This window comes from Micrococcus luteus (genome assembly GCF_022664405.1).
In the GTDB taxonomy this organism is placed as follows: Bacteria; Actinomycetota; Actinomycetes; order Actinomycetales; family Micrococcaceae; genus Micrococcus; species Micrococcus luteus.
In genome coordinates, this window is the sequence record NZ_JAKRLB010000034.1 from 1 (window position 1) to 12628 (window position 12628).

Sequence of the window (12628 nt, forward strand, 5' to 3'; positions counted from 1 at the left end):
CTCAGAGACAGCTCGGCGTGAGGCGCTGGCCGTGTGGGTGAACCACTACAACTACCATCGGCCTCATACCTCCTGCGGGGACGCCCCTCCGGCCTCGTTGGCCCCGGCCCGAGTCAACAACGTCATGCCCTCCTACATCTAGACGCGCCGCGTAGACTCCGGCCCATGTCTGCTCCCCAGTCCCCCCGGCAGCCTGACGACACCGCCCCCTACGGGCCGCCCGCCCCGTCCCGGTACCGGACGGTCCACCTGCAGCGGGCCAAGGACGAGGGCCGGCGCTTCGCGATGCTCACCACCTACGACGCGATGACGGCGGCCCTGTTCGACGAGGCCGGCGTCGAGGTGCTGCTCGTGGGCGACTCGGTGGGCAACACCGTGCTGGGCCATCCCACCACCCTGCCGGTCACCCTGGACCAGATGATCCTGTTCACCCAGGCCGTGGTGCGCGGTGCCGAGCGTGCCCTCGTGGTCGCGGACCTGCCCTTCGGCTCGTACGAGGCCTCCCCGCGGCAGGCCGTCGAGTCGGCCGTGCGCCTCGTGAAGGAGTCCGGCGCGCACGCCGTCAAGGTGGAGGGCGACGAGCGCTTCGCCGAGCACGTGGCCGCGATGACGGCAGCCGGCGTCGCGGTCATGGCCCACATCGGCTTCACCCCGCAGTCCGAGCACGTGCTCGGCGGCTACCGGGTGCAGGGCCGCGGCGCGGGGGCGGTCGAGCGGATGACGGCGTCGGCCCGGGCCCTCGAGGCCGCGGGGGCGTTCGCCGTCCTGATGGAGATGGTCCCCTCGGACGTCGCCGCCGCCGTCGACGCCGCGCTGCGGGTGCCCACCGTGGGCATCGGCGCGGGCCCGGGCACCACGGGCCAGGTGCTCGTGTGGCAGGACATGCTCGGCCTGCGCGAGGGACGGGTGCCCCGGTTCGTCCGTCAGTACGCCCGCCTGCACGAGGTCGTGGGCGACGCGGTCCGGGCCTATCGCGCGGACGTGCTCGACGGCGCGTTCCCGGCCCCGGAGCACGGCTTCCAGGGCTGAACCCGCCCCGTGAGACGACCGGGCCCCCGTCCGAGGGACGGGGGCCCGGTGTCGTCCGGCGCCGCGGTCAGGAGGCGTCGTCGACGGGACGGCTGTCCCAGTCGTCGTCGCGCTCGTCCCAGGCGTCGGCGGTCTCGTTGTTCGCCCGCACGCGGTCCATCGCGGCCTGGGCCTCCTCACGGGTGCCGAACGGGCCCAGCAGCTGGGACCAGTCCGACTGGGCGCCCACCTCCACCTGATGCGTGTTGACGTTGTACCAGAACTCGCTCGTCTCGGTCATGGGGGCCACAGTAGCCGGGCCGATAGGCTGGAGGACATGTCCCAGCGTCAGAACCCCGTCGCCCCGTCCAGCCACAACGGTCCCCGCCCTGCGGGCCCCACCGCGCCGGAGCCCGGGTCGTTCGCCCCCGTCGGCACGCTGACGCCCGGGGCCCCGTCCCCCGCCCCGCCCGTGCCGGCCGCGATCCCGCGCCCCGAGTACGTCGGCAAGGCCACCCCGGACGAGGGCAAGGCCTCGGACGTCTACGACGCCGCCGGCGTCGAGCGGATCCGCGCCGCCGGCCGCCTGGCCGCGCAGGCCATGGAGCACACCGCCGCCCACATCCGCCCGGGCGTCACCACGGACGAGCTGGACCGGATCGCGCACGCCTTCCTCGTGGAGCGCGGCGCCTACCCGTCCTGCCTGGGCTACCGCGGCTTCCCGCGGTCCATCTGCACCTCGATCAACGAGGTCATCTGCCACGGCATCCCGGACGGCACCGTCCTGGAGGACGGGGACATCGTCAACCTGGACATCACCGCGTACCTGGACGGTGTCCACGGGGACCACAACCGCACCTACCTGGTCGGCGACGTGGACGAGGAGTCCCGGCTGCTCGTCGAGCGCACCGAGGAGGCCCTGCGCCGCGGCATCCGCGCCGTGAAGCCCGGCCGTCAGGTCAACGTGATCGGCCGCGCCATCGAGTCCTACGCCAAGCGCTTCGGCTACGGCGTGGTGCGCGACTTCATCGGCCACGGCGTGGGCGTGGACTTCCACTCCGGCCTCGTGATCCCCCACTACGACGCGGCCCCGGCCCACGACCGCCTGCTCGTGCCCGGCATGGTGTTCACCATCGAGCCGATGCTCACCCTCGGCACGATCGAGTGGGACCAGTGGGACGACGGCTGGACCGTGGTGACCCGCGATCGCCGTCGCACCGCGCAGTTCGAGCACACGATCGTGGTCACGGACGACGGCGCGGAGATTCTCACGCTGCCGTGACTCGGCACTAAGCTGGGGGCCGTGACGACGCACACCAGCACCGCCCAGCGCTCCTCCAAATACCCCACGACGATCGGCATCGACGTCGGGGGGACCGGCATGAAGGGCGGCCTGGTCCGCCTCGGGTCGGGGCCGAAGGCGGGCACCCTGCGCGGGGACCGCTTCCGCATCCCCACGCCGCAGACGGCCATGCCCGAGCCCGTGGCGGCGACCCTGGCGGCCATCACCGCCGAGCTCGACGGGCGCGAGAAGGCGCCGAAGCCCTCCGCCCCGCTGGGCGTGTGCTTCCCCTCGATCGTCAAGGACGGGGTGTGCCTGTCCGCGAACAACATCGACCACTCGTGGATCGGCACGGACCTGCGCGGCACGTTCGAGGAGCACCTGCGCCGCCCCGTGACCGTGGTCAACGACGCCGACGCGGCCGGCCTCGCGGAGGCCCGCTACGGGGCCGGGCGGGGCGTGCGCGGCCTGGTGCACGTGATCACCCTCGGCACCGGCATCGGCGGCGCGATGATCCACGACGGCATGCTCGTCCCGAACTTCGAGGTCGGCTCCCTGGAGCTCGACGGCGTGATGGCCGAGTCACGGGCCTCTGCGAAGGCCCGGGAGCGCGATCAGCTCAGCTGGGCCGAGTACGCCGAGCGACTGCAGCGCTTCTTCTCCCACGTGGAGCGGATCTTCTCGCCCGACCTGTTCATCGTCGGCGGCGGCATCTCCAAGCGGCCGGACGACTACCTGCCGCTGCTGCGCCTGCGCACCCCGATCGTCCCGGCCCAGCTGCAGAACAACGCGGGCATCGTGGGCGCCGCCCTGGCCGCGCACGGCTCGCTCGCCGACGGCAACTGAGGGCGCAGACACCGAGGGCGGTTCCGGCTTCCCCTCCGGAACCGCCCTCGGCAGTCTTGCCGGGCCGACCGAGGTCGACCCGGGGATCACTGTAGCGCCTGGAGGCCGTGCGCACCACTGCAGCGTCGATCCCGGCCGCGCCGTCGCATCGGCCCGGGTCAGCGGGTGAACAGCCGCGGCTGCACGGCGGGACGGCCGCGGTCGTCCCCGTCACCGGCCCGGAGCTCCGCGATGGCCTCCTCGAAGTCGTCGAGGGACTCGAAGTCCCGGTAGACGGAGGCGAAGCGCAGGAAGGCCACCTGGTCGAGACGGCGCAGCGGATCGAGGATGGCCAGGCCGACGTCGTGGGCGTCCACCTCGGCGTTGCCCGTGGCACGGACCGTCTCCTCGACCTCCTGGGCGAGCATGGCCAGGTCGTCGCTCGTCACCGGCCGCCCCTGGCACGCCTTCCGGACGCCGTTGATCACCTTGGAGCGGTCGAACGGCTCCGCCACCCCGGAGCGCTTGACGACGGTCAGGGCGGTGGTCTCCATGGTCGTGAACCGCTTGCCGCAGGCCTGACACTGCCGACGCCGACGGATGGCGGAGCCGTCGTCGAGGGAGCGTGAGTCGACCACGCGCGAGTCCTCATGGCGGCAGAACGGGCAGTGCATCAGCTCTCTCCTCCTGGGCGGGGCACTCCCATGCTACGTCCGCTCAGCCGAGGCAGGCCGGACCCAGCAGGATCTTGAGGTCGCCGAACAGCGCCGGGTTCGGGCTCACCCGGAACTGCGGGCCCAGCTGGAACTCCTGCGTGGCACGCTGGCCCACCAGGGACAGCCGCACCTCCGAGGAGCCCTCGTGGGTGCGCAGCACGTCCGCCAGCTGGCCCATGACCTGCTCCGTGGCCTTGAACGCGGGCAGCGTGATCCGCACGGGGCCGCCGGGGCCATCCGAGAGCTCCGGGATGGTCAGCTCCATCGCGGACAGGGACACCGACCCGTCGTCACGACGCTGCACCCTGCCCTTGACGGCGACGACGAGGTCCTCGGCCAGCATCATCGCGATGGGCGCGTACACCTGGCCGAAGAACATGACGTCCATCGAGCCGCCGAGGTCCTCGATCTCGCAGCGCGCGTACGCGTTGCCCGAGGACTTGGCGATGCGGCGCTCGAGCGTGGTGATCAGGCCCGCGATGGTGACGATCGCGCCGTCGGCGGGCCCGTCGTCGTCGAGGACGCGGGTGATCTGGACGTCGGCGTGCTGGGCCAGGACGCCGTCGAGGCCCTGCAGCGGATGGTCGGACACGTACAGGCCCAGCATCTCGCGCTCGAACGCGAGCTTCTCCTTCTTGGCCCACTCCGGCAGGTCCGGGACGGCGACGCCGTCCGCGGCGTCGGAGTCGTCCTCGTCGCCGCCGCCGAGCGCGAACAGGTCGAAGGTGAACTCGCCGTGGTCCTCCTTGCGCTTCTGCGCCACGGTGGCGTCCACGGCCTCCTCGTGCACGGCCAGCAGGGCGCGGCGGGCGTAGCCGAGGGAGTCGAAGGCGCCGGCCTTGATCATGGACTCGATGGTGCGCTTGTTGCACACCACGAGCGGCACCTTCGCCAGGAAGTCGCCGAAGCCCGTGTACGAGCCCTTCTCCTCGCGCCCCTGGACCATGCCCTTGACCACGTTGGCGCCCACGTTGCGGACGGCGCCCATGCCGAAGCGGATGTCCCGGCCGACGGGGGTGAAGGTCAGGTGGGACTCGTTCACGTCCGGGGGCAGCACGGTGATGCCCATGTGGCGGCACTCGTTGAGGTACATGGCCAGCTTGTCCTTGTCGTCGCCCACCGAGGTGAGCAGCGCGGCCATGTACTCCGCCGGGTAGTGCGCCTTGAGGTAGGCCGTCCAGTAGGAGACCAGGCCGTAGGCGGCCGAGTGCGCCTTGTTGAACGCGTAGTCCGAGAAGGGCAGCAGGATGTCCCACAGGGCCTTCACCGCGGCCTCCGAGTAGCCGCGGTCCAGCATCCCCTGGTGGAACGCCTCGTACTGCTTGTCCAGCTCCGACTTCTTCTTCTTGCCCATCGCACGGCGCAGGATGTCGGCCTGGCCGAGCGAGTAGCCCGCCACCTTCTGGGCGATCGCCATGACCTGCTCCTGATACACGATCAGGCCGTAGGTGGTGTCCAGGATCTCCCGCAGCGGCTCCTCCAGCTCCGGGTGGATCGGGGTGATCTCCTGCTGCCCGTTCTTGCGCAGCGCGTAGTTGGTGTGCGAGTTCGCGCCCATGGGGCCGGGGCGGTACAGGGCGATGGTCGCCGAGATGTCCTCGAAGTTGTCCGGGCGCATCATCTTCAGCAGCGAGCGCATGGGCCCGCCGTCGAGCTGGAACACGCCGAGGGTGTCACCGCGGGCCAGCAGCTCGTAGGCCGCCGGGTCGTCCACGTCGAGGGTCTCCAGGTCCAGGTCCACGCCCTGGTTCGCCTTCACGTTCTCGAGCGCGTCCGAGATGATCGTGAGGTTGCGCAGCCCCAGGAAGTCCATCTTGATCAGGCCCAGGGACTCCGCCATCGGGTAGTCGAACTGCGTGATGACCTGGCCGTCCTGCAGGCGGCGCATGATCGGGATGACGTCGATCACCGGCACCGAGGACATGATCACGCCGGCCGCGTGCACGCCCCACTGCCGCTTCAGGCCCTCGAGGCCCTTGGCGGTCTCGAAGACCTCCTTCGCCACCGGGTCCGTGGCGATCAGCTCGCGGAAGGGCGCGGCCTCCCCGTAGCGCGGGGCCGCGGGGTCCTCGATGTCCTTGAGCGGGATGTCCTTGGCCATCACCGCCGGCGGCAGCGCCTTGGTGAGGGACTCGCCCATCGAGAAGGGCTGGTCCATCACGCGGGCCGAGTCCTTCAGGGCCTGCTTGGTCTTGATGGTGCCGTACGTGACGATCATGGTGACGCGCTCGTCGCCGTACTTGCGGGTGACGTAGTCGATCACCTCGGAGCGACGGCGGTCGTCGAAGTCGACGTCGAAGTCGGGCATGGACACGCGGTCCGGGTTGAGGAACCGCTCGAAGATCAGCCCGTGCTTGAGCGGGTCCAGGTCCGTGATGCGCAGCGCGTACGCCACCATCGATCCGGCGCCCGAGCCGCGGCCCGGGCCCACCCGGATGCCGTTCTCCTTGGCCCAGTTGATGAAGTCGGCCACGACGAGGAAGTACCCGGGGAAGCCCATCGAGATGATGACGTCCAGCTCGTAGTCCGCCTGCTTGCGCACGTGGTCCGGCACGCCGTCCGGGTAGCGGTAGGCCAGACCGGAGGCGACCTCCTTGATGAGCCAGCTGGTCTCGTCCTCGCCCTCCGGCGTGGGGAAGACCGGCATGTAGTTGGCCTTCGTGTCGAACTCGACCTCGCACCGCTCGGCGATGAGCAGCGTGTTGTCGCAGGCCTCGGGCAGCTCCGCGAAGAGCTCGCGCATCTGCCGCGGGGACTTCAGGTAGTACTCGGTGCCGGAGAACGCGAAGCGGGAGCCGCCCTGGTCGTAGCTGGGCTCGTTGAGCTTCGAGCCCGACTGCAGGGCCAGCAGCGCCTCGTGCGCCTTGGCGTCGTGCTCGTGGGTGTAGTGCAGGTCGTTCGTGGCCACGAACGGCAGGCCCAGGTCCTTGGCGAGCCGGCGCAGGTCCGTCATCACCCGGCGCTCGATGTCGAGGCCGTGGTGCATGATCTCGCAGTAGTAGTTGTCCTTGCCGAAGATGTCCCGGAAGTCCGAGGCCGCCTGCATCGCCTCCCGGTACTGGCCCAGGCGCAGGCGCGTCTGCACCTCGCCGGAGGGGCAGCCCGTGGTGGCGATCAGGCCCTTCGAGTACTGGCTCAGCAGCTCCCGGTCCAGCCGCGGCCACTTGGCGTACACCGAGTCCAGCGAGGCGATCGAGCCCATCCGGAACAGGTTGTGCATCCCCTCGGTGGTCTCGCTCAGCAGCGTCATGTGCGTGTACGCACCGCCGCCGGACACGTCGTCCCCCCGCTGGTGGGGCTCGCCCCAGCGGGTCTTCTCCTTGTCCGTGCGGTGCTGCTGCCCGGGGGCCACGTAGGCCTCGAGCCCGATGATCGGCTTGACGCCCGCCGCCGTCGCCTTGGACCAGAAGTCGTAGGCGCCGAAGAGGTAGCCGTGGTCCGTGATGGCCAGCGAGTCCATGCCCAGCCGCTGGGCCTCGGCGAACAGGTCGTCCAGCTTCGCGGCGCCGTCGAGCATGGAGTACTCGGTGTGCGTGTGCAGGTGGACGAAGCCGCCGTCCTTCACGGCGTCGGGGCGGGCGTCGGCGGACACGGTCATGCGGGGTGGGCCTTTCGACGGGGAGGACGGCAGGGCCGCACCAGCCTACTCGTGGTGCCCGGGCGGCGGGGCCGGACCGGGACGGGGGTCACATCGACGGTGCAGGCTCAGTCCTCGTCGCCGCGCAGCGCCGCCAGGGCGTGGGCGAGGTCGTCCGGATACGGGGAGGTGATCGTCACCGGCTCCCCCGTGACCGGGTGCGGGAACGCCAGGCGGTGGGCGTGCAGCCACTGGCGGGTCAGCCCGAGCTCGGCCGCCAGGCGCGGATCCGCCCCGTACGTGAGGTCGCCGACGCACGGGTGGCGCAGCGCCGAGGTGTGCACGCGGATCTGGTGGGTGCGCCCGGTCTCCAGGTGGACCTCGAGCAGGGTGGCCCGGCCGAACACCTCGAGCGTCTCGTAGTGGGTCACGGACGGCCGGCCGTCCTCGAGCACCGCGAACTTCCAGTGGTGGCCGGGATGCCGCCCGATGGGCGCGTCCACGGTGCCGCTCAGCGGGTCCGGGATGCCCTGGACCACGGCGTGGTAGACCTTCTCCGGCACGCGCTCGCGGAACTGGTCCTTCATGGCCGTGTAGGCGCGCTCGGTCTTGGCCACGACCATGACCCCGGTGGTGCCGACGTCGAGCCGGTGCACGATCCCCTGGCGCTCAGGGGCGCCCGAGGTGGTGATGTCGTAGCCGAGGGCGGCCAGGGCGCCCACCACGGTGGGCCCGACCCAGCCCGGCGAGGGGTGCGCGGCCACGCCGGTGGGCTTGTCCACGGCCACCAGGTCCTCGTCCTCGTACAGGATGCTCAGCGCGTCCACGCGCTCTGCCCTCACTTCCAGGGGGTCGGGGTCGTCGGGGACGTCGACGGCGAGGGTCTCCCCCACCACGGCCTTCGCGGACTTGGCCAGGACGCGGTCCCGGCGGCCGGAGCGCGACTCGGCCCGCACCAGGCCCCGGGAGAACCAGTCCGCCAGCAGCGAGCGGGAGACGCCGAACGCGTCGGCGAGCACCGCGTCGACCCTCCGGCCCGCCTCGGCCTCGGTGACCTCGAGCCGCTCGGTCAGTCCCGGTCTCATGCCCATGTCCTCACGCCTCCCGTGTGCCGTCCAGGCGGCGGCCGGTCATCACGAGCAGGGCGACGCCGATGACGGAGCAGACGATGAACGAGTCCGCCACGTTGAAGATCGCGAAGTGCGGCACGGAGATCATGTCGACCACGTGGCCGCGCCCGAACGCCGGGGGCCGGAACAGCCGGTCCGTGAGGTTGCCGAGCACGCCGCCGGCGAGCCCGCCCAGCGCCAGGGCCCACGGCGTCGAGCGCACGCGGGCGATCCCGACGAGGGCGGCGACCGCCACCACGGCTTGGATGATGGTGAACACCCAGGTGTGGTCCTCGCCGATGGAGAAGGCCGCGCCCGGGTTCAGGATGTAGTGCCAGCGCAGCACCCCGGGGATCACCGCGACGGAGTCCCCCAGCTGCATCGTGCTCTCGACCGCGTACTTGGTCAGCTGGTCGAGGGCGTAGGCCAGCACCGCCACGATGAGGGCGGTGAGCACGGCTCGCCGGCCCGCGCGAGGGGATCGCGGGGCCGGCGCGGCGTCGACGGCACGACTCACGCCGTGGGCGTGGGGGGCTCGACGCGCTTCTGGGCGCGGATCTCCCGCAGCTGGCCCTCGATGTAGGAGGTGAGGCGGCTGCGGTAGTCGGTCTCGAAGCTGCGCAGCTGTTCGACCTCGCCCTCCAGGCCGGCCTTCTCCACGGCCAGGGCCTCGAGGGTGCGGGCCTTCTGCTCCTCGGCGTCGCTGACGAGCCGGGCCGCGGTGGCCTCGGCCTCGGCGACGAGCTCGGTGCTGCGCTGCTCGCCCGCGGCGACGTGCTCGTCATGCAGCCGCTGGGCCATGGCCAGGACGCCGGCGGCGGAGGTCGCGGCCGCGTCGGCGGACTCGGGGGCGGCGGCCGGGGCCGACTCCTCGGCGGAGGCCGGGGTCGCGGCGGCCTCCGGGGTGTCCGCAGCGGGGCCGGCGGCCGGGGCGGCGCCGCCGGCGCGCAGCTCCGCGTTCTCGGACTCGAGCTGCTCGTTGAGGGCGATCAGGCGCTTGAACTCCGCCACGATCTCGTCGAGGAAGTCATCCACCTCGGTCTGGTCGTAGCCCTCGCGGAACTTCGTGGGCTGGAACTGCTTGTTGACCACGTCTTCCCAGGACAGCGCCATGGAACCGTCTCGCTCTCTGCTCGGTGCTCGGGGACGGCCGGGCGGCCCGGCGCGTCGGCGGTCGGCGCGCCGGTGAGGGGCGGCGCCGATCCTGCCGCGAAGACTACCACCGGGGCCGACAGCCGCCCCGGGCCGCGGGTCAGGCCACGCCGGCCAGGCTCAGCACCAGGACCCGCAGCAGGACGACGCCGAGGAACACGATGAGGAAGGCCACGTCCAGGCCGATGCCGCCCAGGTTCACCGGCGGCACGGCACGACGCACGGGGCGCAGCAACGGATCGGTGGCCCCGTACACGCCGCTGGCCAGCATGAGGGCCGCCCCGGTGGGGCGCCAGTGGCGGACGAACGACTGCGTGACGTCCAGGACGATCCGCACGGTCAGCGCCGCGAGCACCACCGTCAGGGCGATGTAGGCGAGGGCGAGGAGCAGCTGCATGGGCGCCTCAGTCGCCGTCGAACGGGGAGTCGGCCGCGCCGGACTCGCCCTGCTCGGCGCCGACGACGTCCACGGTGGCCGGGGTCAGCAGGAACACCTTGCTGGTGATGCGGGAGATCGAGCCGTGCAGGCCGAAGACGAGGCCGGCCGCGAAGTCCACGAGGCGCTTGGCCTCGTTCTCACCGAGGTCGGTCACGTTCATGATCACGGGGACGCCGGAGCGGAAGGCCTCGCCGATCGCCTTCGCGTCGTTGTAGGAGCGGGGGTGGACGGTGGAGAGGGTGTGCACGGAGGCTCCTTCGGCAGACGACGCTGCGGCTCGCTTGATGGGGGTCACCGGGGCCCGGTAGCCCGGGTCGACCGGCTCGGGACGCGCCGGACGCCGGGGTTCGACGGGATCGGCCGCGGTGGAGCCGGACGGGGTCACGGGCTCCGGCCGCTCGGCCGGCTCGGGATCGCGGACCGCAGCCGGGCGGACGGCCTCCATGTGGGGGTCGGTGTCCGGCTCCGCGGGGCGGCGCGCCTCGACGACCTCGTGTCGGGGCGCGGTCTCCCGCTCGGCCGCACGCGGCTGCTCGTCGTACTCGTCGCCGTCGGCCAGGCCGAGGTAGATCATCGTCTTCTTCAGGGCACCAGCCATGAGTCTTCCTTCACCACGTCCTCCGGCCCCGGGGGCCGCCGTCGTTCGTCGTCGGTGCGCGTGCGTCCGCACGGTCCTGTCGCGTCCCGCCGGGACGCGCGGGGTCAACGTTAGCCCACCGCGTCCCGGGCCCCCAGAACGTCGGAGCCGATGCGCACCTGTGTCGCCCCGGCGCGCACGGCCGCCTCGAGGTCCGCGCTCATCCCCATGGACAGTGCGGTGGCCTCCGGATGCGTCTGCCGCAGGCGCGCGCCGAGTGCGGCAAGGCGGCGGAACGCGTGCTCCGGGTCCAGGCCGCGCGGTGCCACGCACATCAGCCCGCCCAGCCGCAGGCCCGGCAGGCCTGCGATGACGTCCGCGAGGGCGGGGACGTCCTCGGGGCGGGCGCCGCCGCGCGGGCCGATCCCCTCGGGACGGTCCTCGTCGGCGCGGTCGTCGACATCCACCTGCACGAGGCACTCCAGGTCGGGGATCGCGGCCTCGGGCTCGCGCTCGCGCCGCAGCACGAGCGCCCGCGAGAGCGCCTCGGCCAGTTCGGGTCGGTCCACCGACTCCACCACGGACGCGTAGCGCACCACGTACTTGGCCTTGTTGGTCTGCAGCTGGCCCACGAAGTGCCAGCGCGGGGCGTCCGCCCCCAGAGCCGCGGCGACGGCCTCGGCCTTGGGCCGGGCCTCCTGGTCGCGGTTCTCCCCCACGTCGGTCACGCCGAGCGCGGCGAGGCGCACGACGTCGTCGGCGGGGTGGGTCTTGGTCACGACGACGAGCGCGGGCTCCGCCTCGCGCCCGGCGTCCCGCGCGGCGTCGGCGATGCGGGCGTGCACCGCGGCGAGCGCGTCGGCGATCTCCCGGGCGCGGGGGTCCGTCGGGGTCGGCCCGGCGGTGGCGGGGGCGGTCATGCGTCTCCTCTCGGGACGGTGGCGTCGGGGTCGGCGCGCCAGACGAGGCCGGCGAACCGGCCCTCACCGGGCGCCCGACGGTGTGAGAACAGGCGCTCGTCCTCCCGCGTGCACACGTTGATCGTCGCGGTGGCCACCCCGCGGGCACGGAGGACCTCCGCGGCGCCGGCGGGCAGGTCGAGGGCGGGGGTGCCCCAGGACGTGGTGGCCGCGGTCGCCGGGAGGCAGGCGGCGGCGTCGTCGCGCATGGCCGCGGGCACCTCATAGCAGCGGCCGCACACGCCGGGGCCGATCCAGGCGCGCAGGCCGGGACCGGTCCGGTCGGCCTCCGGCCGCAGGGAGAGCAGCCGATCGACGGTCGCCTCCAGGACGCCGTCCAGCAGCCCGCGCCGCCCGGCGTGGGCCACGGCGGTCGCGCCGGTCGTCTCGTCGACGACGACCACGGGGAGGCAGTCGGCCACCATGACGGCCAGCGGCCGTGACCCGTCGCGGCTCACGGCGGCGTCGGCCACGGGGGCCGAGGCACCGCCGCGCCCGGGCCCGTCCGCCCACACGACGTCGGCCGAGTGCACCTGGTCCAGATAGAGCGTGGCGCCCTCGGGGACCCCCATCACGCGCTCCAGGGCGCGGCGGGCGGCGCTGACGCGAGCGAGCCCCGCGGCCTCGTCCGGCGGGACCACGTGCGGCGCGAGGTTGCCGGCGGCCACGGACGTCCAGGCCACGTGCACGGCGCCCGTCGCGGTGCGGACGGTCTCGCGGTGCACGAAGGGGCCGGCGGGGACCCGTGCGGTCCCGGCCGGCCCCTCCGCGGCCGTCACTTGAGGAAGTCCGGGACGTCCAGGTCCGAGGACCCGGCGCCGAGGTCCGGCTCCACCACGGTGGGCAGGTCCTGCTGGCGGCGCGGCTGCTGCTCCTGCGGGGCCAGCGGCACGGTGCCGCGCACGGCGGGGCGCTCGGCCTGCTGCGGCTGGGCCGGGGCGGCGGGCTGCGGCTGGGCGGCGGGCTGCGGCTGCGCGGGGGCCG

At 72.8% G+C, this 12628-nt stretch carries 14 protein-coding genes and 1 pseudogene; 4 read left to right on the plus strand and 11 right to left on the minus strand.

The features are described 5' to 3' along the window. Both MF605_RS11450 and panB read left to right on the plus strand, forming a co-directional pair. Window positions 1–142 (plus strand): integrase core domain-containing protein (locus tag MF605_RS11450; RefSeq protein ID WP_242821289.1); only part of this gene is annotated, 142 nt, incomplete at its 5' end. 23 nt (window positions 143–165) lie between these two features. After that, window positions 166–1029 (plus strand): 3-methyl-2-oxobutanoate hydroxymethyltransferase, encoded by an 864-nt coding sequence (gene panB / locus MF605_RS11455; protein ID WP_036314193.1) that lies wholly within the window; start codon window positions 166–168, stop codon window positions 1027–1029. Between the two features lie 67 nt (window positions 1030–1096). On the opposite strand, the gene MF605_RS11460 is transcribed toward panB, so the two are convergent. Then, the gene (locus MF605_RS11460) at window positions 1097–1309 is read right to left on the minus strand and encodes an SPOR domain-containing protein (protein ID WP_036314191.1); all 213 of its coding nucleotides are present in this window, start codon (window positions 1307–1309) and stop codon (window positions 1097–1099) included. A 36-nt stretch (window positions 1310–1345) separates the two neighbouring features. Here MF605_RS11460 and map point away from each other — a divergent pair, with 36 nt between their 5' ends. Both map and ppgK read left to right on the plus strand, forming a co-directional pair. Continuing rightward, the gene (gene map, locus MF605_RS11465; RefSeq protein ID WP_036314189.1) at window positions 1346–2290 is read left to right on the plus strand and encodes a type I methionyl aminopeptidase; all 945 of its coding nucleotides are present in this window, start codon (window positions 1346–1348) and stop codon (window positions 2288–2290) included. A 21-nt stretch (window positions 2291–2311) separates the two neighbouring features. Beyond that, window positions 2312–3136 carry a polyphosphate--glucose phosphotransferase gene (gene ppgK, locus MF605_RS11470; protein ID WP_044659513.1) on the plus strand — a complete coding sequence of 275 codons (825 nt, stop codon included), beginning with the start codon at window positions 2312–2314 and terminating at the stop codon, window positions 3134–3136. A 158-nt stretch (window positions 3137–3294) separates the two neighbouring features. Here ppgK and nrdR read toward each other — a convergent pair whose 3' ends face one another. The 10 genes and pseudogenes from nrdR to MF605_RS11520 form a co-directional block, all read right to left on the minus strand. Further along, the gene (nrdR, locus tag MF605_RS11475) at window positions 3295–3789 is read right to left on the minus strand and encodes a transcriptional regulator NrdR (protein ID WP_002855838.1); all 495 of its coding nucleotides are present in this window, start codon (window positions 3787–3789) and stop codon (window positions 3295–3297) included. A 43-nt stretch (window positions 3790–3832) separates the two neighbouring features. After that, window positions 3833–7429 (minus strand): DNA polymerase III subunit alpha, encoded by a 3597-nt coding sequence (dnaE, locus tag MF605_RS11480; protein ID WP_036314184.1) that lies wholly within the window; start codon window positions 7427–7429, stop codon window positions 3833–3835. A 107-nt stretch (window positions 7430–7536) separates the two neighbouring features. After that, window positions 7537–8499, minus strand: a complete 963-nt coding sequence (locus MF605_RS11485) for an RluA family pseudouridine synthase (protein WP_080772536.1) — start codon at window positions 8497–8499, stop codon at window positions 7537–7539. A gap of 4 nt (window positions 8500–8503) precedes the next feature. Then, window positions 8504–8974 (minus strand): signal peptidase II, encoded by a 471-nt coding sequence (lspA, locus tag MF605_RS11490; protein ID WP_036314214.1) that lies wholly within the window; start codon window positions 8972–8974, stop codon window positions 8504–8506. 56 nt (window positions 8975–9030) lie between these two features. Beyond that, window positions 9031–9630, minus strand: a complete 600-nt coding sequence (locus tag MF605_RS11495) for a DivIVA domain-containing protein (protein ID WP_041102723.1) — start codon at window positions 9628–9630, stop codon at window positions 9031–9033. Between the two features lie 139 nt (window positions 9631–9769). Next, window positions 9770–10066 carry a YggT family protein gene (locus tag MF605_RS11500; protein WP_036314180.1) on the minus strand — a complete coding sequence of 99 codons (297 nt, stop codon included), beginning with the start codon at window positions 10064–10066 and terminating at the stop codon, window positions 9770–9772. A 7-nt stretch (window positions 10067–10073) separates the two neighbouring features. Further along, complete coding sequence (locus tag MF605_RS11505) at window positions 10074–10706, minus strand: cell division protein SepF (RefSeq protein WP_036314178.1); 633 nt, start codon at window positions 10704–10706, stop codon at window positions 10074–10076. Between the two features lie 110 nt (window positions 10707–10816). Then, on the minus strand, window positions 10817–11605 hold the full coding sequence (locus tag MF605_RS11510; protein ID WP_041102722.1) for a YggS family pyridoxal phosphate-dependent enzyme: 789 nt from the start codon (window positions 11603–11605) through the stop codon (window positions 10817–10819). Further along, window positions 11602–12423 carry a purine nucleoside phosphorylase YfiH/LACC1 family protein gene (locus tag MF605_RS11515; RefSeq protein ID WP_041102721.1) on the minus strand — a complete coding sequence of 274 codons (822 nt, stop codon included), beginning with the start codon at window positions 12421–12423 and terminating at the stop codon, window positions 11602–11604. Before MF605_RS11515 ends, MF605_RS11510 begins: the two co-directional genes overlap by 4 nt. Beyond that, window positions 12420–12628: pseudogene (locus MF605_RS11520) on the minus strand (cell division protein FtsZ); the annotation flags it as partial. The pseudogene MF605_RS11520 and the gene MF605_RS11515, both read right to left, overlap by 4 nt.

Excerpts from the sequence above, each read along its gene's own strand:
- MF605_RS11495 (WP_041102723.1), bottom strand. The coding sequence starts at position 9,630 with ATGGCGCTGTCCTGGGAAGACGTGGTCAACAAGCAGTTCCAGCCCACG.
- nrdR (WP_002855838.1), bottom strand. The coding sequence starts at position 3,789 with ATGCACTGCCCGTTCTGCCGCCATGAGGACTCGCGCGTGGTCGACTCA.
- map (WP_036314189.1), top strand. The coding sequence starts at position 1,346 with ATGTCCCAGCGTCAGAACCCCGTCGCCCCGTCCAGCCACAACGGTCCC.
- panB (WP_036314193.1), top strand. The coding sequence starts at position 166 with ATGTCTGCTCCCCAGTCCCCCCGGCAGCCTGACGACACCGCCCCCTAC.
- MF605_RS11460 (WP_036314191.1), bottom strand. The coding sequence starts at position 1,309 with ATGACCGAGACGAGCGAGTTCTGGTACAACGTCAACACGCATCAGGTG.
- dnaE (WP_036314184.1), bottom strand. The coding sequence starts at position 7,429 with ATGACCGTGTCCGCCGACGCCCGCCCCGACGCCGTGAAGGACGGCGGC.
- MF605_RS11505 (WP_036314178.1), bottom strand. The coding sequence starts at position 10,706 with ATGGCTGGTGCCCTGAAGAAGACGATGATCTACCTCGGCCTGGCCGAC.
- MF605_RS11510 (WP_041102722.1), bottom strand. The coding sequence starts at position 11,605 with ATGACCGCCCCCGCCACCGCCGGGCCGACCCCGACGGACCCCCGCGCC.
- MF605_RS11485 (WP_080772536.1), bottom strand. The coding sequence starts at position 8,499 with ATGGGCATGAGACCGGGACTGACCGAGCGGCTCGAGGTCACCGAGGCC.
- MF605_RS11500 (WP_036314180.1), bottom strand. The coding sequence starts at position 10,066 with ATGCAGCTGCTCCTCGCCCTCGCCTACATCGCCCTGACGGTGGTGCTC.